Source organism: Pelotomaculum propionicicum (assembly GCF_004369225.1).
In the GTDB taxonomy this organism is placed as follows: Bacteria; Bacillota; Desulfotomaculia; order Desulfotomaculales; family Pelotomaculaceae; genus Pelotomaculum_B; species Pelotomaculum_B propionicicum.
The window spans coordinates 20,815-45,386 of sequence record NZ_QFFZ01000020.1; the positions used below are offsets into that span (position 1 = coordinate 20,815).

Sequence of the window (24,572 nt, forward strand, 5' to 3'; positions counted from 1 at the left end):
TTTTTGTTGACAGCTTTTTAAAACATTTGTTAATATAAGCTTGGGTTAAATTGAGACCTCTCAATTTATTGGAATTATTACTTCATTTTATAATTAAAAAGCAATACGGAGAGGAAGTGCGCCTAGGGTTCCACGTTCCAGGCCGGTTTGGGGAGCGGTTTGGTCCAAGCGGCGCAGGCATTCTGAATTTAGAAGTTCGGGATTCGAGGTTCCAAAAATCAATGAACTTCCGAGTAAAACCTCGAACATCTAACCTCTAACTTGAGGTGCTACACCGGTAAGGGATAAAAGCCCAGGCGGGTAGGTTTCGCTCACACGAAATCCTATACCACCGGGCTTTATTTTATTTGAACCAGTATTATTTTTATTCAGCAGTCAAATAATATTCTAATCTTATAAATAATGAAAAGGGAGTAAGATTTTATGGAAAAGCCCCTGGTCGGCATCATTATGGGCAGTGATTCCGATCTGCCGGTTATGAGAGAGGCGGCAGGCATTCTGGGAGAGTTTGGGGTGAGCAGTGAAATAGTTATCTCGTCGGCTCACCGGGCGCCTGAGCAAACGGCGGAATATGCCCGCAGCGCCGCGGCACGCGGGCTGTCGGTTATTATCGCCGGCGCGGGAGGCGCCGCTCACCTGCCCGGTGTCATTGCGGCCTGCACCCCCCTGCCGGTAATAGGAGTCCCTATCAAATCTGGAGCGCTGAGTGGTGTTGACGCCCTGTATGCTATCGTGCAAATGCCTTCCGGCGTGCCGGTGGCGACGGTGGCCATCAACGGCGCCAAGAACGCCGGGATTCTGGCCGCTCAGATTATAGGTTCGGCCAACCCTGAGATCAGGGCCAAAGTTATCGCCTACAAAGAAAAGCTGGCCAAACAGGTAAAGGAAAAAAATGACCTGCTGGCCGAGCTGGGCATAGAGGGATACATGATCCGGACTGGAATGTAAACAAGAAAACAAATTGACAGGATTTACTGGATTAAAACAGGATTAACAGGATGGAATTACATTATTTAAAAATAACGATTGTCAGGATGTAAATTTATATTTATATGTTTTAAAAATGAAGATGGTCTTTTAATAAAATAAATAAATTCTGTAAATCTTTAAAAATCCTGTTAATCCTGTCAAATTGTTTTTCAAGAAACTCGGGAGGTACTTAAACTATGATCGATCGCTATACTCTGCCGGAGATGAAACGAATCTGGTCGGAGGAAAACAAGTTTCGCAAATGGCTGGATGTGGAGATATACGCCTGCGAGGCCATGGCCAAATTGGGCCAGGTGCCCGGGCAGGCATTGCGGGAGATTAAAAAGAAGGCTAACTTTAACATAAAGCGCATCGCAGAAATAGAGGCGATCACAAACCATGATATTATCGCTTTTACCACCAATGTGGGGGAATACGTAGGTGAAGCCGCCAAATACATTCACCTCGGCCTTACGTCATCGGATGTGCTTGACACAGCCTTAGCCGCCCTGATGAAAGAAGCCGGCCGGCATATCCTGACAAGGCTGCGGCGCTGTAGGGAGGTACTGCTGGAAAAGGCCGTGGAGCACCGCAGTACGATGATGATCGGACGCACCCACGGCATCCACGCCGAGCCGATTACTTTCGGCCTGAAAATGCTGCTCTGGGTGGATGAGACCGACCGCAACATCCGGAGGATGGAACAGGCGGTGAAAACCGTAAGTGTGGGGAAAATCTCCGGCGCTGTCGGCACCTATGCCAATATTGACCCGCGGGTGGAAGCCCACGTTTGCAAACGGCTGGGACTGAAACCAGCTAATGTATCAACTCAGGTCCTGCAGCGTGACCGCCACGCCGAGTACCTTACCACCATTGCAGTGATAGGCAGTTCGCTGGACAAGTTTGCCACTGAACTGCGCACCATGCAGCGGACCGATATTCTGGAGGTCGAGGAAAATTTCAAAAAAGGACAGAAGGGCTCTTCAGCCATGCCTCATAAACGCAACCCTATCACCGGGGAACGCATTTCCGGCCTGGCGCGCCTCCTGCGGGGCAACGCCCTGGCAGCCATGGAAAACGTGCCGCTCTGGAACGAGCGGGACATTTCACACTCTTCAGTGGAGCGGGTGATTATCCCCGACAGCACCATCACCCTGGATTACATGCTGGCGAAATTTAACGATATTATCACCAACCTTTTAGTTTATCCCCAAAACATGATGAAGAATATCGAGCGCACACACGGCCTGATCTTTTCTCAGCGCGTCCTTTTATACCTGGTGGATGAGAAAGGACTGTCGCGGGAGCGGGCTTATGAGCTGGTACAGCGCAACGCCATGGAGGCCTGGCGGACGGGCAAGAGTTTTCTTGACCTGCTGCTGGCTGACAATGATATCACCGCGCTGGCGGAAAAAAATGAGATAAGCCGCTTGTTTAACTATAACTACCACTTGAAAAATATTGATTTCATTTATAAAAGATTTGATTTATAGGAATGGAGGTAGGTTAAATGCCTGAAAAGCTTGAACAACTGTACGAGGGAAAGGCCAAAAAGGTGTACCGCACCACTGATCCGGACCTTTTCATGGTGGACTATAAAGACGACGCCACTGCCTTTAACGGGGCGAAAAAAGGGACCATCCAAAACAAGGGTGTTCTGAACAACCGGATTTCGGCGGTGTTTTTTAAGCTGCTTGAAGAGAAGGGTATTCCCACGCATTTCGTGGAACTGGTCAGTGACCGGGAAATGCTGGTCAAGTCGTTAAAAATCATCCTGATTGAAGTCATAGTGCGCAACATTGCCGCCGGAAGCCTGGCCAAGCGCCTGGGATTGCCTGAAGGCACACCTATGTCCCGCCCGGTGCTGGAGTTTTACTACAAGGACGATAAACTGGGCGACCCGATGATTAATGAATACCACATCAGGGCGCTCGACCTGGCTACACCCGAACAAATTGACACGATCAAAGATATAGCTTTAAAAGTAAACGACATTTTATTGGAATACCTGTCAGATAAAAAAATTGACCTGGTGGATTTTAAACTTGAGTTTGGCCTGCATAAGGGGCAAGTTGTTTTAGGCGATGAGATATCGCCTGACACCTGCCGTTTCTGGGACCGGGACACCCGTGAAAAACTGGACAAAGACCGCTTCCGCCGCGATCTGGGCAGTGTTGAAGAAGCGTATGAGGAAGTGTTCAGACGGCTGACGGGAAAGAGTTCAGACCAGAAGTAAATATATCTGGTTGCCTAAAATAGAGTAATTTCGGAAAGTCGGTTTGCAAAGACCGTTCTGTCATCGCGAGGAACGAAAGCGACGTGGCGATCTCACAGTATAAAGCGGGGGTAAGAGCCGGAGATTGCTTCGCTTAACGCTCGCAATGACAAACGGTAGGACTTTCCGAAAGTATTCAAATAGAGTAAGGAGCGTTTGAAAATGACAGGGAGATGCGCAAAGAGCCTGGCTGAAGGCGGGCACGCCTGGGACAAGCTGAAGGAAGAGTGCGGTGTTTTCGGCATTTACGGCGCCGGACTTGATGTGGCGAGACTTACCTATTACGGGCTGTACGCCCTGCAGCACCGGGGGCAGGAAAGCGCCGGCATTGCTGTGGCCGACGGCAGAAGGATTCAACTGCAAAAAGGTATGGGGCTGGCTTCAGAGGCTATTGACCTGGAAGGCTTAAGCAGCCTGCAGGGGCACATCGCTATAGGGCATGTCCGCTATTCCACAACCGGCTCGAGCCATCTGGTCAACGCACAACCCCTTGTATTTCGTTGCTCCAGGGGAATGATCGGTCTGGCTCACAACGGCAACCTGACCAACGTTAACACACTGCGCTCCCAGTTGTTTTCAAACGGGTCGGTTTTCCAGTCCTCCACGGACAGTGAGGTTATCGTGAATCTCATTGCCAGATACAGCCAGGGCAGTCTTATAGACTCCATCATGAAAACGATGATTGACATAAAGGGCGCCTATTCACTGGTAATCATAACTGAAAAAAGCCTGATCGGTGTGCGTGACCCCCACGGCTTCAGGCCACTGTGCCTGGGGCGCCGCGGCGACGCTTATGTGCTGGCGTCGGAGTCGTGCGCGCTTGACACTGTTGGGGCTGAACTGGTGAGGGATGTGGAGCCCGGGGAAATAATAATAATTGATGAAAACGGGCTTACTTCAAGAAAGGCTTTCCAGAGTGGCAACCGGGCGCACTGCATCTTTGAGTACGTCTATATAGCCCGCCCGGACAGCCGCATTGACGGTTTCAACGTCAACAAGGTGCGCCGTGAAATGGGGCGCCAGCTGGCCAGGGAGTACCGGGTCGATGCCGACATAGTCATCCCCGTTCCCGATTCCGGTAAAACCGCTGCCTGGGGATTCGCCCTGGAGTCCGGCATTCCCTACGAAGAAGGGTTGATGAAAAACAGGTACATCGGCCGGACTTTTATCCAGCCCAGTCAGAATAACCGGGACCTTGGCGTGAAACTTAAACTCAACCCCGTGCGGGATGTCCTGGCTGGGAAGCGGGTAGTGGTGGTGGATGACTCTATCGTAAGAGGCACCACCAGCGGTAAAATAGTGAAATTAATACGGGATAGCGGAGCAAAGGAAGTACACTTCTTGCTCAGTTCTCCGCCTATAAAAAAATCCTGTTTTTACGGTATAGACACTTCAAATGAAGAAGAGCTTATAGCTGCTAAAAAAAATGTGGAAGAGATCAGGCAATATATCGGAGCGGACGGCCTGCATTATCTCAGTTTGGAGGGACTGCTGGGTGTTTTCGGCGAAAATCAGGCTGTTTTTTGCACCGCCTGCTTTAACGGTGATTACCCCGTAGATATTTCAGACACCAACGGCAGCGGCAAGTACGTGCTTGAATGAGACGTGGGATATGGGAAGTGGGAAGTTAGACGTTTGAAGTGAGAAATGGGACTAAAAGATAGCCTTACGGGTCAAAAGACTCTTTAATGACCCGGGTGGAATGCAGGATATACCCACTTCCCACGTCTTACGACCCATATCCCAATATCCCACGGCTCATGTCCCACGGCTCAAAACTCAATATGGAGGTTAATAATGACCGGGAGAGATAAAAAGCTGACCTATGTGGACGCCGGAGTGAACATAGACGCCGGTAACAGGGCGGTGCACCTGATGCGCAAGTCTGTGCAGAGCACATTCAGGCCGGAGGTGCTTACTGACATAGGTGGTTTTGGCGGCTTCTTCGCTCTGAATAAAGACAAATACCGCGAGCCGGTCCTCGTGGCCGGTACAGACGGGGTGGGCACCAAACTCAGGGTAGCCATGCTGATGGACCGCCACAACACAATCGGTATTGACGCGGTGGCCATGTGCGTGAACGACATTCTGGTACAGGGTGCCGAACCTTTGTTTTTTCTGGATTACCTTGCTGTGGGCAAGCTTTTCCCTGAAAAGGTGGCCAGTATTGTGGAAGGTGTGGCTGAAGGCTGCCGCCAGGCGCGCTGCGCGCTGATCGGCGGTGAGACTGCCGAGATGCCTGGCTTTTACAGCCCTGATGAATATGATTTGGCCGGGTTTGCCGTAGGCGTTGTAGAACGCGGCAAGATCGTAGACGGCCGTGGGATTGTGCCGGGTGACCGCTTAATCGGCCTTCCTTCTGCGGGGCTGCACAGCAACGGGTACTCACTGGCCAGAAAGGTTTTATTTGAAATCGCCGGTTTCAGTGTAAATACTTATCAGGAAAAGCTGGGCCGTACCGTGGGTGAAGAGATGCTGGAACCGACCGTGATCTATGTTAAAGCGGTCGCGCCGCTCCTGGACAGGTTTGAGATCAAAGGGCTTGCTCATATTACCGGAGGTGGTTTGAAGGAAAACGTACCCCGTGTCCTGCCGCAGGGAACCGGGGTCAAGATCAGCCTGGGTTCATGGCCCGTTCCCCCGGTTTTTGATTTGATCCGTCAAAAAGGGAACGTGGCGGAGCAGGAGATGCTGCGGACCTTTAACATGGGTATTGGCCTGGTAGCCGTGGTCGCCGCCGCACAAACTGAAGAGGTTATGGCTGACCTGTCTGCCAGGGGTGAGAAGAGTTATCTTATTGGTGAAGTAGTGGCAGGCGGGCCAGAGGTGATATTTGTTTAATTCCTCACGTATGAAGGGGGGAGAAGCATTGGAAAAATTAAGATTGGGTGTTCTGGCGTCAGGGCGGGGTTCAAATCTTCAGTCGATCATGGACGCTGCCGCGGCAGGCAAAATTAACGCGGAAGTAGCAGTAGTGATCAGTGACCAGGAAGGAGCCTTTGCGCTTGAAAGGGCGCGCAAGGCCGGCATCCCCGCTGTATATGTCGACAGGCGTGAATTTGCCTCCAAAACGGATTACGAAAAAGCCATATTAGAGCAGTTAAAAAAACATGGAGTCGCTTTAGTCTGCCTGGCGGGCTACATGAAGCTGGTGGGCAGTGTTTTATTGGAGGCTTACCCCAACAGGGTTATGAACATACACCCGGCGCTGCTGCCTTCTTTCCCGGGGCTGCATGGCCAGGAGCAGGCCTGGGAGTATGGAGTGAAATTCAGCGGTTGCACAGTGCATTTTGTCGATGATGGCATGGACACCGGTCCTATAATTCTGCAAGCTGTTGTTCCGGTTTATGATAATGACACCGCGGACATTTTGGCCGCCCGCATCCTTGAACAGGAACACAAAATTTACCCTGAAGCCGTTGGGCTTTTTGCCGAAGGGCGCCTTAAGTTGAACGGCAGAAAAGTTACTATAGTTAAATAAAAGATGGAGGAGATGCATATGCCGGTTAAACGCGCTTTAATCAGCGTATCAAACAAGAACGGAGTTGTTGAGTTTGCCAGGGGTCTGGCTGAACTGGGGGTGGAGATTGTTTCCACCGGAGGTACGCTCAAAACCCTGCGGGAAGCAGGTGTGCCTGTTAGATATATTTCTGATGTTACCGGTTTTCCCGAGATTCTGGATGGCCGGGTGAAAACACTGCACCCGAAAGTGCACGGGGGAATCCTGGCCCTGCGTAATAAAGACCACCTGGAACAGCTCAGAAACCACAATATTACCCCCATTGATTTGGTGGCGGTGAACCTGTATCCTTTCCGGGAGACTGTGGCCAAACCTGGTGTGACATTGGAAGAAGCTATTGAAAACATTGACATCGGCGGTCCCACCATGGTCCGCTCCGCTGCCAAGAACTATGAAAATGTTCTTATTGTCGTGAATCCGGAACGTTACAGTGAAGTGTTGGAGGCCCTGCGCAGCGGCCAGGCCGGCAGTGAGCTACGGATGTCCCTGGCCCTGGAGGCCTTTGCTCACACAGCGTCTTATGACGCGGCCATTACCGCTTATCTCGAAAACCTGGGGACCGGCGCTGAGCTGTTTCCGCCTGACTGGAACATTCAGGCGCGGCGGGCACAGATCCTTCGTTACGGGGAGAACCCGCACCAGAAGGCTGCTTTCTACCGTGACTCGTCAACTTCGGGCCCGTGTGTGGGCAATGCCATGCAGCTTTCGGGCAAAGAGCTTTCTTATAACAATATTCTCGATTTAAACTCAGCTTTTGAGCTGGTACGAGAGTTCAGCGATCCTGCCTCGGTGATCATAAAGCACAACAACCCCTGCGGCTGCGCTTGTTCGGCAAACCTGACCGGCGCCTACAAAAAAGCGCTGGAGGCCGACCCTGTCTCCGCCTACGGCGGTATTGTGGCTTTCAACAGGGTTGTGGACGCGGCGACCGCCGAGGAAATGACTAAAATATTTTTAGAGGCAATTATCGCTCCGGGCTACGATGATGCGGCACTCAAGATTTTGAAGGCCAAGGCTAATTTAAGGCTGCTGGTGACCGGCGAGATTACCGGGCAGACCAATGACCGGCTTGAGATCAGAAAGGTAAACGGCGGACTGCTGGCGCAGGAGTTCGACCGGGAAGTATTAAACCCCGCGGAACTGAAGGTGGTTACCAAAAAGCAGCCGACTAAAGAAGAGATGGAAGAACTCTTTTTTGCCATGACCCTGGCCAAACATGTGAAGTCCAACGCTATTGTCGTTACCAGCGGGCGCCAACTCATCGGGGTAGGCGCCGGCCAGATGAACCGGGTGGGTTCCGCCAAGATTGCTTTTGAACAGGCCGGTGAAAAAGCACGCGGCGCCGTGCTCGGATCTGATGCTTTTTTCCCGTTCGAAGATACCGTCATTGAGGCAGCCAAAGCCGGTATAACGGCTATTATCCAGCCCGGCGGCTCCATCCGGGACGAACAATCGATCAAAGCCTGCGATGAACACGGCATAGCCATGGTCTTCACCGGCATGAGACACTTCAAACACTAATTGAGACGTGAGAATTGGGACGTGAGACGTGAGAATTGAGACGTGGGAAGCAAAAGGTAAGGTTCTCGACTTGCCAGGGAAGTATTGGTAATTGGAAAAAGCTACCCTGAAAAAAACGTCCTGGGTTGCCTATAAATTGTAGGTGCGACTTTAGTCGCACAATGTTGCAGCGGTCTCAAACGCATTCGGCGCTGGCGCGCCGTTGTTCGATTGAAATCGAACCTACAATTTTCACCTTCGTGGTGCCGCAACAGCGGCATGGGCAACTACCCTATAGATCACAGGTGCAAGTTTTTTTGCACAAAGGACCCTAGGGAATGCCTGTAAGCCCCCACGTCCCACGACTCACATCTCACGACCAAACTGGGAGGGATTATTAATGAAAGTGCTGGTGGTAGGCGGCGGCGGGCGCGAGCACGCTCTGGTCTGGAAGCTGAAGCAAAGCCCCCGGGTTAAGGAAATCTACTGCGCGCCCGGCAATGCCGGTATTGCCGGGGACGCTGTCTGCGTTGGCATTAGCGCTGAGGACATCCCCAGTCTTTTGGCTTTTGCCAGGGATAAAGGCATTGACCTTACTGTGGTAGGTCCTGAAGCCCCGTTGTGCGCCGGGCTAACCGACCAGTTCGAGCAGGCCGGACTTAAAGTCTTCGGGCCGTCACGCGCCGCCGCTGAAATTGAAGGCAGCAAGGTGGTAGCCAAAGACATCATGGCCAAATATAACATCCCCACTGCCGGGTATGCTGTTTTTACCGAGCCGGCGGCAGCGGTTTCTTACATAGACCGTACCGGCGCCCCCTGCGTGGTCAAGGCTGAAGGATTGGCCGCCGGCAAGGGTGTGATCGTGGCTCTGGATAAACAGACTGCTGTTAACGCGGTGAACTCGATCATGGTGGATAAAGATTTCGGTACGGCCGGAGACCGTATCGTCGTGGAAGAATGCCTTTTGGGTGAAGAAGTTAGCATTTTAGCCTTTACCGATGGTTATAACGTAGTCCCCATGGTTTCCTCGCAGGACCATAAGCGTGCCTTCGACAATGACCAGGGTCCCAATACCGGTGGTATGGGCGCTTACGCGCCGGCGCCTGTTTATACTCCGGAGCTGCATAAGCAGGTTATGGACGAAATACTTGTTCCGATGATCAGGGCTCTTGATGCGGAAGGACGTACTTACCGCGGTGTTATTTACGCGGGGCTGATGGTAACAGAGCAGGGGCCCAAGGTGCTGGAATTCAACGCCCGCTTTGGCGACCCCGAGACTCAGCCGGTGCTTGCCCTGCTGGATACCGACCTGGTGGAAATAATCGACGCTGTTTTGGCAGGCCGCCTGAACAAGATTGAGATCAGGTGGAAAAAACAGGCTTCTGTCTGTGTTGTGCTCGCATCCGGGGGTTATCCGGGGGCTTATGAGAAAGGCAAAGTTATCAGCGGACTGGACCGGGTTGCCGGGAACGTGGTTGTATTTCACGCCGGCACGGCGGCAAAGGAAGGTAAGATCGTCACCGCGGGAGGCAGGGTACTGGGGGTTACAGCCACCGGGCCGGACATTTTGCAGGCCATCGAGTCCGCCTATAAAGCTGTTGACAATATTAGTTTTGAGGGTATGCAGTACCGCAGGGATATCGGCTACAAGGCTATAGAGCGGATAAAATAAGGTTTCGGACCTCAGAATTATTTTTGGCAGGTTCCGCCGGAGTTTGCTCAGTTTGTTGACAAAGTCGTCCATGGTGTTGAAACCCGCTTGGCTCCTCTGCTCCGCGTCTAGTAAACTAGAGCTCGCTTCGGGCGAAATTGGACCGCCTTCAATTCGCCGTCCTGGCTCAGTTCAGGCTTTCGCGGACATCCTTGTCCGCGAATCCAATTTTGCAACCTCAGCTTCGCTAAGTTTACTGACGACGCTCCGCAATGGAGCAGCTTGTTTCAACATCATGGACTTAGTGTTATCTTAATTTGTCGACAGTCTGGGCAGACTCCGCCGGACTTTGTATTTTTTCTTGCATTTTGTTCTTTAGCGTGTTAAAATGTTAAAGTGGTGCATTACTAAAGCAAGAGGGTGTTGCAATGTACTCCGGCAAACTAAGGGATGACCTGCTGGATCGACTGTTTGAAGCTGTGCTTGTTTTAGAAAATATTGATGAATGCTACCAGTTTTTCGAAGACATTTGTACCGTGGCGGAATTAAAATCCCTGGCCCAGCGCCTGGAGGTCGCTAAAATGATCCAGACCAACCGGACTTACTGGGAAATAACCAGCCGTACCGGCGCCAGCACGGCCACGATCAGCCGGGTTAAGAGGGCTCTCAACTACGGGGCCGACGGTTATAAGCTGGTGCTGGAAAGGCTGACGCCGGCAAAGGACAGTGTTGATGACATTAATTCCTAGGCGGCTGTAATGATTCACACAGCTGTCAGGCACGCTAATATGTATGAAAAATGTAGAAAAATTAAAGGGGAAATGGGGCTACTCATAGAATGAATAGAACGTTTAACGCATCTGCCCTGGCGCGTCTAGACTTAAAAGATTTCATACCGTATGATGCGCCTTATTATCAGGATGTGATTAAGCTTGATGCTAACGAAAACCCATATGGCTTCCCTCCGGAAGTACTGGTGAAGATATACAGGGCGGCAAGCTCTCTGGATATCAGCCGTTACCCCGACCCCGGAGCAAAGATCCTTAGAGAACGGCTTGCTGACTACACCGGGGTTAACCCGGATAACATAATGGTGGGAAACGGTTCCGATGAGATTATTTTAAACCTGATGCTGGCTTTTGGCTCGGGAGCGAAATTCGCGGTCGCCGCCCCGACCTTTTCTATGTATGGTGAGCACGCCAGGATCGCAGGCTGTGCGAAAATTGAAGTGCCGCGCAGCAGTGATTTTGAAATAGACGCGTCAGGTCTAAAAAGCGCCGCCTCCTTACCGGAAGTTAAGATGGTGATCATCTGTTCTCCCAACAGCCCGACCGGTAATGCCACCCCGCTCGCTTCTATTGAAAATATTCTCGGGGACACCAGCAAAATTATTGTGGTTGATGAGGCTTATAACGAATTCGGGGGAGAATCCTGCGTACCTTTACTGAGCAGGTATCCCAATCTGGTAATCCTGCGTACTTTTTCCAAGGCCTTTGGCCTGGCAGGCCTGAGAGTCGGTTATCTCCTGGCCGGCCGGCCGGTAATAAATGAGCTGCTTAAAGTTAAACAGCCATATAACCTGAATGTTTTCTCTCAGACAGCCGCTAGTGTGGTTATGGAAAACCTGCCTGTTTTCAGGGAAAGGGTGGCCAGGATTTTGGAGGAAAGGGAGGTGCTTTTTGCGGAATTAGCGGCGCTGCCGGGAGTAGAAGCCTTCTCCAGCCAGGCAAATTTTATTATGTTCAAGACACCGCTGCCGGCTGAAAAGATTTATCGCGGGCTGCTAACACGAGGCGTACTGATCAGGAATGTTGAAAGCATCTCTCTGCCCCGCTGTCTGCGGGTGACGGTGGGAACAGCTGAGGAGAACAGGGCCTTTATTAAGCAACTTGGTGACGTATTAAAGAACTGTGCGGCCTGAACCGGGCATTGGGCACAGGTTAATGATGACTTAACAGGTGTCATCTGAGTAAGATTAAAAAAATTTTGCAGGGGTGATAAAATGTCTCAAGCACGCGCAACTTATGTTACCAGAAAAACGTTGGAAACAGAAATTAATGTCAGTTTAAACCTTGACGGAGAGGGAGTTTATTGGGTAACCACAGGCATTCCTTTTCTGGACCACATGCTGCAGCTTTTTGCCAAGCACGCGTCTTTTGATATGGAGCTGACCGGCCGTGGGGACCTGGCTGTTGACGGCCACCATACGGTTGAAGATGCCGGGCTGTGCCTGGGGCAGGCCATTAATAAAACCCTGGGTGAGAAAACGGGGATAAACAGGTACGGGCACGCCATTATACCTATGGATGAAACACTTGTTATGGCCGCGGTGGACTTGAGCGGCAGAGGTTACCTGGCCTTTGACGCGCCCATGCCTGCGGCAAGAATAGGTGATTTCGATACGGAACTGGTCGAGGAATTCATGAGGGCGCTGGCGCTTAACGGTGAGTTTAACCTGCACATACGCCTGCTGTCGGGCAAGAATACCCACCACATCATTGAAGCCATCTTCAAGGCGGTGGCCCGGGCGTTAAAAGATGCGTGTGCCAGGACAGGCGGAGAAGAAATACCTTCCACCAAGGGGACTTTGGAATAGCTGTAGAGCTGATTTTTAAGGACAGGCGGCAGAAAAAATGATTGCTATTATAGATTACGGTATGGGCAACCTCAGGAGCGTGTACAAGGGGTTTGAAAAAGTCGGCGTAAAGGCTGCTGTGGTCAGCGACCCGTCGCAGGTGGACCAGGCTGACGGGGTGGTTCTGCCTGGTGTGGGCGCATTTGCCGACGCCATGGCCAACCTGCGCGCGGCGGGAATGGTAGAAGTCATCCTGCAGGCGATCAAGGAGGGGAAACCTTTTTTAGGCATCTGCCTGGGGCAGCAGCTCCTATTTGACGCCAGTGAAGAATGGGGATACACACAGGGGCTGGGTATTTTCCCGGGACAAGTGCGCCGCCTTCCCGAGGGTTTAAAAGTACCTCACATGGGCTGGAACCAAATCGAGATAGCCCGGCCTGACCCGCTGCTTGACGGCATCCCCGACCGTTCTTCATTTTATTTTGTTCACTCCTACGCTGTGGAACCGGTGGACGCAGAGATTACTCTTACGCTTACCGAATACGGGGTTCATTTTGCTTCAATAGTGGGGAAAAACAAGGTCTACGGCATTCAGTTTCACCCTGAAAAAAGCAGTGCGCTGGGGCTTAAGATACTAGAAAACTTTGGGAGAGTGGTTAAGACATGTTAGTTATCCCTGCCATTGACCTGCGGGAAGGGAAGTGTGTGCGCCTGGTCGAGGGGCGGCTTGACCAGGAAACTGTTTACTCGGACGACCCGGTGGCGATGGCGGCACTGTGGCAGAAAAAAGGAGCCCAAATGCTCCATGTGGTGGACCTGGACGGAGCTTTTTCCGGCGCCCCAAAAAACCTTGATGTAATCAAAGAAATCCTGGCCGCAGTCCAAATCCCGGTGCAGGTGGGCGGGGGTATAAGGAATATGCAGGCTGTGGAACTCCTGCTGGAAATCGGAGCGGCCAGAGTAATACTTGGTACAGCAGCCATATTAAAGCCGGAACTGGTAGCCGAAGCCTGCTCCAGGTACGGCGACGCCATACTGGTGGGTATAGACGGGCGCAGCGGGCGGGTTGCCATTGAAGGGTGGGGCCTTACCGTGGAAAAAGGGACGATTGAACTGGCTGAGGAAATGAAAGGCCTTGGCATAAAAAGGGTTGTATTTACAGACATCAGGCGGGACGGCACCTTGCAGGGGCCCAACCTTGAAGCTACCGGAGAGCTTGCCCGCACAACCGGCCTGAGAGTAATTGCTTCAGGCGGCGTCTCCACGGTGGACGATCTGAGGGCGCTTAAGAAGCTTGAACCGCTGGGTGTGGATGCGGTGATCATGGGTAAAGCTCTTTACGCCGGTACTGTATCGATCAGTGAAGCCCTGTCTATTGCGGCTGAGGAGAGAGAGGTCAGTTAAATGCTGCAAAAAAGGGTCATCCCCTGCCTGGATGTAACCGGCGGCAGGGTTGTCAAGGGCACGAACTTTATCAACCTCAGAGACGCCGGGGACCCGGTTGAACTTGCCGCCTTTTATGACAGGGAAGGGGCGGATGAACTTATTTTTTTGGACATTACCGCTTCGTCGGACGGGCGTAAAACCACCCTGGACATGGTTTACCGCACCGCCGGAGAAGTGTTTATTCCCTATACGGTTGGCGGGGGTATCCGCAGCCTGGAAGATATTCGGGCCATCTTAAGCGCCGGGGCGGATAAAGTCACTATCAACACCGCTGCCGTGCAAAACCCCGGCCTGGTGGCCGAGGCTGCCGGCAGGTTCGGCAGCCAGTGTATAGTTGTGGCCATCGACGCCCGGCAGTCGGGCCCGGAAAGCTGGGAGGTTTACATTCACGGCGGCAGGACTCCTACAGGAATCGACGCTGTCGGGTGGGCCAGGCAGGTGGAGGCCCTGGGCGCCGGGGAAATAATGCTGACCAGTATGGACAGGGACGGCACCAAGGACGGCTATGACATACCTTTAACCAGGGCCATTGTAAGGGCACTTAACATTCCGGTAATAGCTTCCGGTGGGGTGGGCAACCTTAAACATATAGCAGAGGGGCTGACAGAAGGAGAGGCTGATGCCGCTCTGGCTGCTTCGATCTTTCACTTCGGAGAGTATTCCATAAAGGAAACCAAGGATTACCTGCGCTCAATAGGGGTGCCCGTGAGGATATAGATTGGGATGTGAGACGTGAGAAATGGGACGTGGGAAAAACAAGAAGTCGTAAACAACTTGTTAGCTATAGAGAGCCTAGGTTTAATTTTAATCGAACAGAATGTCCGGATAAATCCGGACCTACAGAATTGATGCCTGTAAATATCGTTAATTAAGGAAGGAAGCAAGAGAACCGTCCCCTTGCTTCCACAATTTAATGGGGGAAAAGAAATGGCGTTTGATTTAAACAGCTTAAAATACAATGAGGCTGGTTTGATCCCGGCTATTGTTCAGGACGCGGCCAGCGGGACTGTGCTGATGATGGCCTACATGAACAGGGAGTCGCTGGCTAAGACTCTGGAGACTGGCGAAACCTGGTTCTGGAGCCGCAGCAGAAAAACTTTCTGGCACAAGGGAGAGACATCCGGCAACGTTCAAAAGGTGAAAGAGGTTTTTTACGATTGTGACCGGGATACACTGCTGGTGAAGGTAGAGCAGGATGGCGCGGCCTGCCATGAAGGGTATTATTCATGTTTTCACTACCGCCTGGAGCAGGATGGCGGAGTAACAGTTATAGGTGAGAGATATTTCGACCCGGATCAGGTTTACGGTAAAAAATCCTGACCCTGCATAGTAAAGTTTCACCTGTAAATCTATAGGGAAAAGCGCAGAGGAAAAAGCCATGGATATTATTGAAGAACTATATGGCGTTATACAAAGCAGGCGGGAGAATAATCAGGACTCCGGTTCCTATACAGCCTACCTTTTTGAGCAGGGCGAAGATAAAATACTGAAAAAGATTGGTGAAGAAGCCGCAGAGGTAATAATCGCGGCAAAAAACGGCAGCGGGAAAGCCTTAACCGGCGAGGTGGCAGACCTGGTCTACCACCTGCTGGTACTTATGGCCTGGCACGGCATTGCGCCGTCTGATGTCCGGGGCGAACTGTCTGCTCGCAGAAATAAAAAGAAAAACCCTCCCTTATAAGAACCTCCTCAGACAGACCTGCTTATTTTCTTCCCGCGATGTCTCCCTTATCACTTGCAGAGGCTGGCGGGCCCTCAGTCTTTTGGGTTTGTGACCGTTTTCGGCCAAGATCATCAAATCAACAAAACACACATCCAACAGCAGTGCCTCCGCCAGGTGCGGGTAGTGAAAGAACCTGTTTTCTGTGTTTAGCTGTATGGCAGACATATCAATGCCTCACTTTTCATGTTTTTTGTAAAACTAATTTTATCTGAAGTATATTACTATTATGTGACCAAAACCTGAAAATACGATGAATATTATACGGCGTCTGCCATTTAAAATATATAATTAAAGCACACCTAAGTGGTTTTTTCAGGAGGGTTGGATTAAATGGGGATTATTGAAATCAGCAAGAAATACGGCGGGCTAAATGTTGAATTGCAGGCAATCGCTATGGGCAGGGATTGGAATGTAATCATTACAGGCGGGGAAATTCCGCACCTGGGTGCCATAGCTCTGGGTATTCCGCGCCCGAGCCTGCAAAATCCGGAGCAAACAAGCGCTACCGTTTCAGTATTGACCTTGACCGGGCATAAGGAAGATGAGATTGCCCGCCCGGCAGCTCATTTTCTGGCCAGCAAACTCAACGCGCCAGTAGTGGTTACCTGCGGCATCCATAACGACCGGATCAAGCCAGAGGATATCCGGCGGGTAGGTCAGCTGGTGCAGGAAGCATTAAATGATTTGGTTGCCGCTGCCTGCAGTTAAGGCATGCGATAAGGTCCATTGTCACTAGTAGTAAGCAGGATATGCAAATTATTCCTTGTGGCTAAAATGAAAGGCAGGACGTTAAGTTTAACGTCCTGCCTTTTAATAATAACTGCAGTGCAGTTCCTGTTAGACAGCCAATTCTTTGGTTAGAGTCAGGCGCTGGGCTGTTGCTGCCCACCTGTTTACCAGGTTATTCTCAATCCCTAATTGGTCAAATATCCGCCCAGTCATCTGCCTGAAAATGTCATCTATTGTATTTGGCTTGTTATAAAAGGAAGGTATCGGGGGCATAATCACTACCCCGAGCCTGGACAATTTAAGCATGTTTTCCAGGTGGATCGGGCTGAATGGGGTTTCACGCACCAGCATGACCAACTTGCGCCTTTCCTTAATTGTTACATCGGCGGCACGGTTAATTAAATTACCCGCATACCCGTTGGCTATCGCGGAAAGTGTTTTCATACTGCAAGGAGCAATTACCATCCCCTGGTGCAAAAAGGAGCCGCTTGCCGGTGGTGCGCCTATATCACTATTAGAAAATTGGCAGCTGGCCAGTTCATTTATAACTTCCAGTGAATAATCTGTTTCCAGTTCGATTGTTTTTTTAGCTGAGTCACTTAAGATTAATTGTATTTCCAACCCGGCTTTTTTAGCTTCTTCGAGGAATTTGATGCCATATAATGCCCCGGTGGCCCCTGATATCGCCAAGACAATTTTCATCAAAATCAATCCTCCTCTTTTTACCACCTATATACCTGTATGGATGAGTGGTAGTCCACACCACTCATCAACAGGTATACATGCTTAAATCTCTACCTATTCAATTGTCTGATTATGAGCTTATCATGCCTGCTAGCCCTTTTCTATGATCAGGTAGGATACAAAAATCGATAAATTACTGACCAATTTGATAGTTGACCAGGTTATTAGGGCATATTAGGCCATGTAGATAGCCATTTATTCTAAATATATGCCCATGTGTTTAGCTTTCCGCACCTTGCCATGTTAGATCCTTATGCCACCCATGAGTTTATCAAATAACTGGAAGAAGAAGGAATGTTAACTTTAAAAACCAGATCAATCATTACTCTTAGAAAACTTAATTAGTGAAAAGTGAATATTTACATTGAAAACATTAAGGGTCACCCTGGCAAGAGTGTGGCCTTAAACGTCCATGGTTCATGGGCTAACATTGCTGTAATGATGGGTATGGATAAAAACACACCAGTCAAAGAACAGTTTTTTAATTTTCTCGGCGCGTGGGACAAGTATCCCGGCGAAATCAAGTTTATAGATAAGGACAAAGCACCTTGTCATGAAGTTGTAATTAAAGACAATATCAACATAGTTGAAATGCTGCCGATGTTTCGGATTAACAAATGGGATGCCGGTTGCTTCTTCTCCAAAGCATCAGTAGTTACCAAAGACCCTTATGAGCCTGACAACTTTGACACACAAAACGTTGGCACCTACAGGATGCAGGTGATGGGTAAAGACCTCGTTGGTATCCAGGCTCTAGGTTTCCATGATATTGCCAGACATATTACCCATGCGGAAGAAACAAACAAGCCACTGCCGATCGCAGTATGTTTGGGCGTCGACCCGGTTCTCACCTTTATGGCCAGCACACCGATCAACTACGACCAGTCAGAGTACAAGTTTGCTGCAGCAATTAACGGCATCCCGATGGAACTCACCAAAGCCCTGACCTCCGATCTTGATATCCCGGCCAATGCCGAGTACGTACTTGAAGGTGAAATTCTCCCCCGCGTGCGGGTACCGGAAGGGCCGTTTGGCGAATTCCCCGGCAGCTATTCAGGCATGCGCCTCCAGTCTCAGTTCAGAGTGAAGTGTATCACCCATCGTAAAGCTCCAATTTTTGAGAACCTCTTTATGGGCCGTCCCTGGACTGAAATCGACTACCTGATGGGCCTCAATACCTGCGTGCCGCTTTACAAGCAGTTGAAGGAGACCATGCCCGAAGTAGTTGCCGTCAATGCTATGTATCAACATGGCTTGACAGCTATTATTTCCACCGGCAACCGTTTCGGTGGCTATGCCAAGTCAGTTGCTTTCCGCCTGGCTTCTACACCGCACGGCATTTCCTACTGCAAAAACATCATCCTGGTTGGCCCCGACGTCGACCCGTTCAACCTGGAACAGGTGATGTGGTCTTTATCTGCCAGAGTGCGTCCTGCCAAAGACGTTATTGTTATTCCAAACACACCTGGCATGCCGCTTGATCCCACCTCTGAACCTGCTGGTATGGGAGCTAAGTTTATTGTTGACGCGACACAACCGGCTGCTCCGGATCTGATTTTGCGCGATACCAGGCTGATTGACAATCCTGATTCAAAGGGTTTTGAGAAAATAATCGCTGATCTGCAAAAGGCAGCAACTAAGAAGTAGTTTTTGACAATATAATACCGAGTTTACTAAAAGGAGGAATACATGCATGAAGTGTGTGCGTTGTTTACATGATACCGCAGCAAAATTTGCTGAAGCTCCGGATAAAAGTGGCGCTTGGGAGATGTATGCCTGCAGCCGCTGCAATTTTACGTGGCGTAATACCGAAGAGCCAGAGGTAATCACTCCGGAATTACGCGATAAGAATTTCCAATTCACCCAAGAGGTGTCGGATCTTCAAATTCTGGTTCCTGTTCCGCCGCTTAAAAAATAATTTGTGGTTAGTTACAGATAGTCTCGTTTTAAACCATTTTTGATAATTCCCCTGTTTAACCAATTCCTCCTCTTAGGGAATGGACGGGGATTAAGAGGCCATCTGAAAACCGTTTTGGTTTTCAGATGGTTCTCTCCATACAAAGAGCATTAAAGAAGCATTCCACCAGGAGGGTAGGAGAAGTATTGTGGAAATACATCAGCTAGATTATGTATTAGCTGTAGCACATCACCAGAATTTTTCACGTGCTGCAGAAGATATTAAAGTATCTCAGCCCTCACTATCCCAACAGATTACCAAGCTTGAGAGTGAATTGGGTACCAGTTTGTTTGAGAGGACAACTCGCTATGTACAGCTCACACCGGCAGGAAGAGAATTTGTCACGCATGCCAAACGCATATTGTCAGAAGTAAGTGAAGCCCGTGATTGCATCCAGGAATATGTGTCCATTAAGAAAGGTCATCTTAAACTTGGAGCATTAGCGGTGGTTGGTTATTACAACCTGCCCAATCTGATGTCATCTTTTCAAAAGAAATTTCCGGGGATAAAGCTGGATATATTGGAAGGACAGTGTGAAGATCTCTTATATATGCTGCATTCCTCAAAAATTGACGCGGCTTTTGTGCAGATTACTAAACCGAATCAAAGTTTCCGGGTTAACACTTTGGTGACCGATAAAATGGTTCTTGTTACTAATTACCTGCATCCCTTAGCCAACAGGTTGTCAGTAGAACTGAAAGAGCTGCAAAATGAAAAGTTTATTATCACACCCGCCACTTCCGGACACTATCAGGATTTCCATAATGCGTGCCTGATAGCGAACTTTACTCCTACCATCGTAATGAGCTGTGCTGTGGTTAAAACAATGCTTAGTTTTGTCCGTGAGGGACTCGGTGTCACGGTGCTTTCATCCAAAGTGGCCGAAGAGGAGCGTGACGCCGGCATAAAGATCATTCCGCTCACACCATCAATACACAGAGAAATTGCTCTTGTTACACGCAATAATACAGGTTTACCCCCGGCACTTAAAGTTTTCTTAAAGTTTACTTCACAATGGTTAAAAACGGAGAGTGAGCCCCAAATGCCAGTGATGCAGCAATTAGCTCAAAGCTCATAGAAGATAGTTTAAATAACCTGACATGTAAAAGATGTGTACAGACAGCTCAGCTTAGCAATATAGCTGTAAAAAATTTACCTGCTCATGTTATGCACTAAGAAAGTCTTTTCTCAGGTTTATCTGCAGTCACAAAAGAAAATCAGAGCAGCTTTGCGATGCAGTGATATAATGATTGTGGGATGTGCTGGCTTTTATCTACAAAGGGGTGGATTAGATGAAGGTTAGTGAAACGCATTTGGAGGAAATGCTCAGACTGCAGGCGGGGTCAGGCCAAAATTACTTTAAGGACAAGCGTGTACTCATTCTTAATGCCAACGCAATCGGAGTCCTGCGCAAGGATCTAATCTATACCCTGGGTATAGAAAAAGCTAAGGGTTTTTTAATTCGCTTCGGTTTTAACAATGGTTATCAAGATGTTGAAAGTATCATGAGTGATTTCTCGCAGGAAGAAAAAAATGATAGATATCAACTGGCCATACTTTACCATAAATTTGTTGGTATGGCCAACGTCACTCCTCTTATTAACCACCGCAATAAAGACGGACATACCTGGTTATGTGAAGGCACTTGGCATGATTCTTACGAAGCGGAACACCACATCAAGCATTTTGGTTCCGCGACGGAGCCAGTATGCTGGTCGCTGGTGGGCTACGCTAGCGGAATTATGTCGGCCTTCTTTGGTGAACGGGTAATTATCAAGGAAGTATCTTGTGTTGCCATGGGTGACCAGTGCTGCCGTTACGTTGGCAAGAAGTTGTCTGATTGGGGCGAGGAAATTCGTCCGGAGTTGAAATACTACCACGGAACCAACCTTGGTCAAGGGATGGATTGGCCTAATACCAGTATTCAGGAGCAAAATGAGGCTTTAAAACAATCAGTGGCTATCCATGAACAGTTGACCAGAATGGTCATAGACGGGGAAGAAATATCAACAATTACAAACACGGTGGGCAGGATTATTGGTGGAACAGTAATCGTTGAGGACAAGTCTTTTCAGCCGGTTGCATATTATTCCCCAACTCTGACAGAGGAAAATTATCAGACTGCTCAAGCATGTTTTTCAACTAAAGATGTCATCGGTGACTGGCGGCTGCGCCACCTGGCTACCATGTTATTAGAAGAAAAAAGGCCTGTCAGGCTTCCAGCGGAGCTGACTAAGAAAAAAGTTTCCCAGTTTATTTACCCAATCATAACTAAACAGGAAGTCATGGGCTACATTAGTATTTTTAAAACCTCAAATCAGCTTACCGAACATGAACAGATGATGATGGAATTTGTGGTTGCGGTTTTTGCGCTCAAGATGATGCAGGACCGTACGGTCGCCAAAACGGAAAACCGTTTAATAGGTGACTATGTTGTCGAATTAATCGAAGGCACCTTCAATTCTGAAGCTTCTATCATCGAAAGAGCACGCTGTATTGGCTACAATCTTAAACGTCCGCACCGGGTATTCGTGATTAATTTAGATAACGTAAGTTCGCCCGGGCGGTCCGGGCGCGGCGTGAGTAAACTGCCGGATTTAAAGGAGCGGCTTTGTGAAATAATTTACAAGACTTTTATTAAGCATCATAGATGCGGCACGGTTACGACCAATGGCAATAATATTATTGTTATCTCAGCGCTGGAAAGCAATAGTACCCCTTCTGATACCATTGATCTGGCACGGAACATGCAGAAAATGATTGCCAAGCAGCTACCGTCAGTTACTGTTTCTATTGGCATAGGTAGAATATGCCATACGCCCAGGGACTTCAGCCAGTCTTACCAGGAAGCCAAATGGGCTCTAAAAGTCATAAGAGCCTTAAAACAAAAAAACATGGTGATTTCCTTTGATTGTCTGGGTACATTCGCACTGTTTTTTAAAGGTTCCAATCAGCAGGATCTGCTGGCTTTTATGCAAAACCAACTGGGCGAGCTGATGAAATATGATGCTAAGTACAATAGTGAGTTTGTAGAAACCCTGCATTACTTTTTTAATTATAACGGCAATATTAAAGATGCCGCTAAGGCTGCAGCTGTGACCCCGGGTGGTTTTAAATATCGTATCAGAAAGATATGTGAAATAGGTGGCTTTGACCTGAAAGAACCAAATAAAAGATTCGATTTAGAGTTGGCCTTGAAAATATGGTGTTTAGTCAAAGATAAGAAAGATCGCGTGTATTCACCATGACAAGGGCATAAGGAAAGGGAAGGATCTGTATTATGTTAGGTTTTAAAAATATGGAGCAGCATACTATAACGCGCATGGAGATTTTGCCCGAAAAGAACGTTATCTTGTCAAACCCTAAAAACATCGGGGTTCTAATCGTTGTTTTAATAGGTCTGTTAATTGGCATAATCAAACCTTTTACCGGCTTACCCCCCATAGGCCATCATATTTTGGCGGTAGTGATTGTCACCTTGGGCTTGTGGATCTTCAAGCCCAATAACGTGCCCTTTATGGCAGGCTGCGCGTTCCTGGTCGCAGGCGGACTTATTTTTGGATTAAAATATGGTGTGGTCGCAGCTGTTGTTAATCACTTTATCTGACAGCAACTTCGGAAGCGAAAATGACGGGAAAGATTTACGTTTGCAACCGACAATGACGGAGGAGTTTACCTTTCGCCTGAAGACAAAGCAAGCCCCGAAGGTGAACACGGGGCTTTTTTGATATGCTTCTCCCATCAAAACATCAAGATAGCGTCATATCTTTGTTCAGGGTGTAGATAGAACTTGACGTGGTCGATAAGAAGATACTAATTTGTATCAAGTTTAACGATTGCCGGGAAATAACGATCCTGCACCCGTATGCAGATATAATCTCCGTGGTGGATAGGACAGCAGTATTTACCGCTGTCATAGGCGTGCCACATCTTTGATGCTCGCCGGTATATCAGTTTATGAATATGATGCATTGTATTCCTCCATCATCACTCCTTGTGTGTTTGTCAGGATTTTGGCAACATGAATGGTATCTATCAATTTTTCTTTACGAACAACCGCATCCAGAAGGCAGGCTGTGCACACGTTGTTGATCTCACGGGCAATCCCCCGGGTATGGGCATAAATTGCATCTATTGCCTCAGCGGTAAAGATAGGGTGCTGTGCCCCGGCCGCCTGCAACTGGTGCTCCACGTATTCTTTCATCTCGGATGCTCCCAGGCCGCCCAGGTGGTAGCGGATGTTCAGCCGTTGCGTAATCGGTTTAAACAGACGCATCTGCAGCGTGGATCTCAGTTCCGGCTGACCGACCATGAGCAGAGAAACCGGTGAGACAGAGTCAATCTGGAAATTGGTCAGAAACCTGATCTCCTGCAGCATGTCCCCCTGTAGCAGGTGGGCCTCATCGATCACGATGACAGCAGTCTTTTGCTGGCTCTCGTAGAGATCCCAAATCGCATGTTCATACTGGCGCTTGGCGTCACTCTTTAGATTCTGGGGGACGATTCCAAGCTGGTGCAGAAGCTCCCGGTAGAAATCACGAGGCTTCAAGGAGGAGTCACACAGGTAGATAAACCGGTATTTCGTCATATCCAGGGCGTCCCTGAGCGCTCTGATAGCCGTAGACTTGCCGGAGCCGATCTCGCCGGACAAGAGTCCGAAGGAGCGGGTTCTTACTATATAATGGAGCCTGGCCATGCATTCCTTGAACGAGGATGACTGGTACAGCTTAGAAGTCGGGAGCTCTTTCGTAAACGGTGTACTCTCCAGGGTGAAAAATTGACTTATCATGAAGGAGCCTCCTCATCTTGCAGGCTATGAAGCCCTCTTTGCTTTGCTCTGTCATGAACTTCTCGTAGGCAAGTTCAACATAGTTGAGGCCGGTTTTCGGCGCGTTTTCAGGCCTAGCCGCCTTCTCCGGCTGTTTTTCCTTTGCTCGCTTAAAGGGAGCCTTCTCCAGCATGCGGGCGTCCTTCTGGCGTACCCCGTCCTTGAAGACCTGGATAATGGAAAGCTCATAGGGGTCAAACCTGAGCTCCACAGTTTCTCCCGCCAGGTGCGGTTCCACCTCGTAGACCGTTCCCAGGAGGGAAACACAGCCGGTTTTATCCACCTTGCGCCTTTCCTCCAGCAAAAAAATCTCTGCCAGTTCATGGGGAGGAATGCGCCGGATAGGGTGCTCACATTTGAAATAGCGATCGGCTGGTCTCTGCTTGAATGTATTATGTACTTTCTGATTATAGGCCACTTCCAGCCAAGCCGTAAAAAACCGGTTGAGGTCGGCCAGGGTATGAATCTTCCTCTGTTCAATCAGGTCATAGGCTTCCGGCACGAAGCTTAAGTCTACAAAGCGAAAGAATTTTTCCTGTTTGCCGCTGCCCTGCGGGCGGTACGGGCGCGTGTGTTTCAGCTCCGTTTGCAGCCGGCCGCAGATCTTTGCAAAGTGGTGAGACGAATAGATAGCACCATTATCCACATTATGTTG

At 49.4% G+C, this 24,572-nt stretch carries 26 protein-coding genes; 22 read left to right on the forward strand and 4 right to left on the reverse strand.

What is annotated here, in order from left to right; all coding sequences use genetic code 11:
- The first annotated feature begins 423 nt into the window (after positions 1 to 423).
- The 16 genes from purE to hisE all read left to right on the forward strand — a co-directional run bounded on the left by purE (position 424) and on the right by hisE (position 15,617).
- A complete protein-coding gene (gene purE, locus Pmgp_RS10190) occupies positions 424 to 948 on the forward strand; it encodes a 5-(carboxyamino)imidazole ribonucleotide mutase (protein ID WP_134213878.1) in 525 nt (174 codons plus the stop codon).
- A 218-nt stretch (positions 949 to 1,166) separates the two neighbouring features.
- Positions 1,167 to 2,462, forward strand: coding sequence for an adenylosuccinate lyase (purB, locus tag Pmgp_RS10195; RefSeq protein ID WP_134213879.1), 1,296 nt, complete (start codon positions 1,167 to 1,169; stop codon positions 2,460 to 2,462).
- Between the two features lie 17 nt (positions 2,463 to 2,479).
- A complete protein-coding gene (gene purC / locus Pmgp_RS10200) occupies positions 2,480 to 3,205 on the forward strand; it encodes a phosphoribosylaminoimidazolesuccinocarboxamide synthase (RefSeq protein WP_134213880.1) in 726 nt (241 codons plus the stop codon).
- A gap of 201 nt (positions 3,206 to 3,406) precedes the next feature.
- On the forward strand, positions 3,407 to 4,846 hold the full coding sequence (gene purF / locus Pmgp_RS10205; protein ID WP_134213881.1) for an amidophosphoribosyltransferase: 1,440 nt from the start codon (positions 3,407 to 3,409) through the stop codon (positions 4,844 to 4,846).
- A 195-nt stretch (positions 4,847 to 5,041) separates the two neighbouring features.
- Positions 5,042 to 6,085, forward strand: a complete 1,044-nt coding sequence (gene purM, locus Pmgp_RS10210) for a phosphoribosylformylglycinamidine cyclo-ligase (protein WP_192902881.1) — start codon at positions 5,042 to 5,044, stop codon at positions 6,083 to 6,085.
- A 28-nt stretch (positions 6,086 to 6,113) separates the two neighbouring features.
- Positions 6,114 to 6,725: a phosphoribosylglycinamide formyltransferase gene (purN, locus tag Pmgp_RS10215; protein WP_134213883.1), complete on the forward strand. Its 612-nt coding sequence runs from the start codon at positions 6,114 to 6,116 to the stop codon at positions 6,723 to 6,725.
- Between the two features lie 18 nt (positions 6,726 to 6,743).
- Complete coding sequence (gene purH / locus Pmgp_RS10220) at positions 6,744 to 8,285, forward strand: bifunctional phosphoribosylaminoimidazolecarboxamide formyltransferase/IMP cyclohydrolase (protein ID WP_134213884.1); 1,542 nt, start codon at positions 6,744 to 6,746, stop codon at positions 8,283 to 8,285.
- A gap of 379 nt (positions 8,286 to 8,664) precedes the next feature.
- Positions 8,665 to 9,936, forward strand: coding sequence for a phosphoribosylamine--glycine ligase (gene purD / locus Pmgp_RS10225; protein WP_134213885.1), 1,272 nt, complete (start codon positions 8,665 to 8,667; stop codon positions 9,934 to 9,936).
- A gap of 407 nt (positions 9,937 to 10,343) precedes the next feature.
- A complete protein-coding gene (locus tag Pmgp_RS10230; protein WP_134213886.1) occupies positions 10,344 to 10,664 on the forward strand; it encodes a YerC/YecD family TrpR-related protein in 321 nt (106 codons plus the stop codon).
- Between the two features lie 89 nt (positions 10,665 to 10,753).
- Positions 10,754 to 11,836 carry a histidinol-phosphate transaminase gene (gene hisC, locus Pmgp_RS10235; RefSeq protein ID WP_134213887.1) on the forward strand — a complete coding sequence of 361 codons (1,083 nt, stop codon included), beginning with the start codon at positions 10,754 to 10,756 and terminating at the stop codon, positions 11,834 to 11,836.
- Positions 11,837 to 11,917: 81 nt separating this feature from the next.
- Positions 11,918 to 12,511: an imidazoleglycerol-phosphate dehydratase HisB gene (gene hisB, locus Pmgp_RS10240; RefSeq protein WP_134213888.1), complete on the forward strand. Its 594-nt coding sequence runs from the start codon at positions 11,918 to 11,920 to the stop codon at positions 12,509 to 12,511.
- A gap of 37 nt (positions 12,512 to 12,548) precedes the next feature.
- A complete protein-coding gene (gene hisH, locus Pmgp_RS10245; protein ID WP_134213889.1) occupies positions 12,549 to 13,160 on the forward strand; it encodes an imidazole glycerol phosphate synthase subunit HisH in 612 nt (203 codons plus the stop codon).
- Positions 13,154 to 13,894 carry a 1-(5-phosphoribosyl)-5-[(5-phosphoribosylamino)methylideneamino]imidazole-4-carboxamide isomerase gene (hisA, locus tag Pmgp_RS10250; protein WP_134213890.1) on the forward strand — a complete coding sequence of 247 codons (741 nt, stop codon included), beginning with the start codon at positions 13,154 to 13,156 and terminating at the stop codon, positions 13,892 to 13,894. Before hisH ends, hisA begins: the two co-directional genes overlap by 7 nt.
- Entirely contained in the window at positions 13,895 to 14,653 is a 759-nt protein-coding gene (hisF, locus tag Pmgp_RS10255) for an imidazole glycerol phosphate synthase subunit HisF (protein WP_134213891.1), read from the forward strand. It begins immediately after the preceding gene.
- Positions 14,654 to 14,863: 210 nt separating this feature from the next.
- Positions 14,864 to 15,256: a phosphoribosyl-AMP cyclohydrolase gene (gene hisI / locus Pmgp_RS10260; RefSeq protein WP_134213892.1), complete on the forward strand. Its 393-nt coding sequence runs from the start codon at positions 14,864 to 14,866 to the stop codon at positions 15,254 to 15,256.
- A 58-nt stretch (positions 15,257 to 15,314) separates the two neighbouring features.
- A complete protein-coding gene (gene hisE / locus Pmgp_RS10265) occupies positions 15,315 to 15,617 on the forward strand; it encodes a phosphoribosyl-ATP diphosphatase (protein WP_134213893.1) in 303 nt (100 codons plus the stop codon).
- Here hisE and Pmgp_RS10270 read toward each other — a convergent pair.
- Positions 15,612 to 15,824 (reverse strand): hypothetical protein, encoded by a 213-nt coding sequence (locus Pmgp_RS10270; RefSeq protein WP_134213894.1) that lies wholly within the window; start codon positions 15,822 to 15,824, stop codon positions 15,612 to 15,614. The two genes, hisE and Pmgp_RS10270, sit on opposite strands and share 6 nt — an antisense overlap.
- A 165-nt stretch (positions 15,825 to 15,989) precedes the next feature.
- Between Pmgp_RS10270 and Pmgp_RS10275 the strand changes: the two genes are divergently transcribed.
- Positions 15,990 to 16,367, forward strand: coding sequence for a proteasome assembly chaperone 4 family protein (locus Pmgp_RS10275; protein WP_134213895.1), 378 nt, complete (start codon positions 15,990 to 15,992; stop codon positions 16,365 to 16,367).
- A 129-nt stretch (positions 16,368 to 16,496) separates the two neighbouring features.
- Here Pmgp_RS10275 and Pmgp_RS10280 read toward each other — a convergent pair whose 3' ends face one another.
- Complete coding sequence (locus Pmgp_RS10280) at positions 16,497 to 17,090, reverse strand: UbiX family flavin prenyltransferase (RefSeq protein ID WP_134213918.1); 594 nt, start codon at positions 17,088 to 17,090, stop codon at positions 16,497 to 16,499.
- Positions 17,091 to 17,483: 393 nt separating this feature from the next.
- On the opposite strand from Pmgp_RS10280, the gene Pmgp_RS10285 reads away from it, so the two are divergent.
- The 5 genes from Pmgp_RS10285 to Pmgp_RS10305 all read left to right on the forward strand — a co-directional run bounded on the left by Pmgp_RS10285 (position 17,484) and on the right by Pmgp_RS10305 (position 22,696).
- Complete coding sequence (locus Pmgp_RS10285) at positions 17,484 to 18,779, forward strand: non-oxidative hydroxyarylic acid decarboxylases subunit C (RefSeq protein ID WP_134213896.1); 1,296 nt, start codon at positions 17,484 to 17,486, stop codon at positions 18,777 to 18,779.
- 46 nt (positions 18,780 to 18,825) lie between these two features.
- A complete protein-coding gene (locus Pmgp_RS10290; protein WP_134213897.1) occupies positions 18,826 to 19,050 on the forward strand; it encodes a non-oxidative hydroxyarylic acid decarboxylases subunit D in 225 nt (74 codons plus the stop codon).
- Between the two features lie 187 nt (positions 19,051 to 19,237).
- Complete coding sequence (locus Pmgp_RS10295) at positions 19,238 to 20,167, forward strand: LysR family transcriptional regulator (RefSeq protein ID WP_134213898.1); 930 nt, start codon at positions 19,238 to 19,240, stop codon at positions 20,165 to 20,167.
- 214 nt (positions 20,168 to 20,381) lie between these two features.
- Positions 20,382 to 22,337, forward strand: coding sequence for a XylR N-terminal domain-containing protein (locus Pmgp_RS10300; RefSeq protein ID WP_134213899.1), 1,956 nt, complete (start codon positions 20,382 to 20,384; stop codon positions 22,335 to 22,337).
- Between the two features lie 32 nt (positions 22,338 to 22,369).
- On the forward strand, positions 22,370 to 22,696 hold the full coding sequence (locus tag Pmgp_RS10305) for a hypothetical protein (RefSeq protein WP_134213900.1): 327 nt from the start codon (positions 22,370 to 22,372) through the stop codon (positions 22,694 to 22,696).
- A 348-nt stretch (positions 22,697 to 23,044) separates the two neighbouring features.
- Here Pmgp_RS10305 and Pmgp_RS10310 read toward each other — a convergent pair whose 3' ends face one another.
- Positions 23,045 to 23,878: an ExeA family protein gene (locus Pmgp_RS10310; protein ID WP_134213901.1), complete on the reverse strand. Its 834-nt coding sequence runs from the start codon at positions 23,876 to 23,878 to the stop codon at positions 23,045 to 23,047.
- On the reverse strand, positions 23,817 to 24,563 hold the full coding sequence (locus Pmgp_RS10315; RefSeq protein ID WP_134213902.1) for a Mu transposase C-terminal domain-containing protein: 747 nt from the start codon (positions 24,561 to 24,563) through the stop codon (positions 23,817 to 23,819). Before Pmgp_RS10315 ends, Pmgp_RS10310 begins: the two co-directional genes overlap by 62 nt.
- Positions 24,564 to 24,572 lie beyond the last annotated feature (9 nt).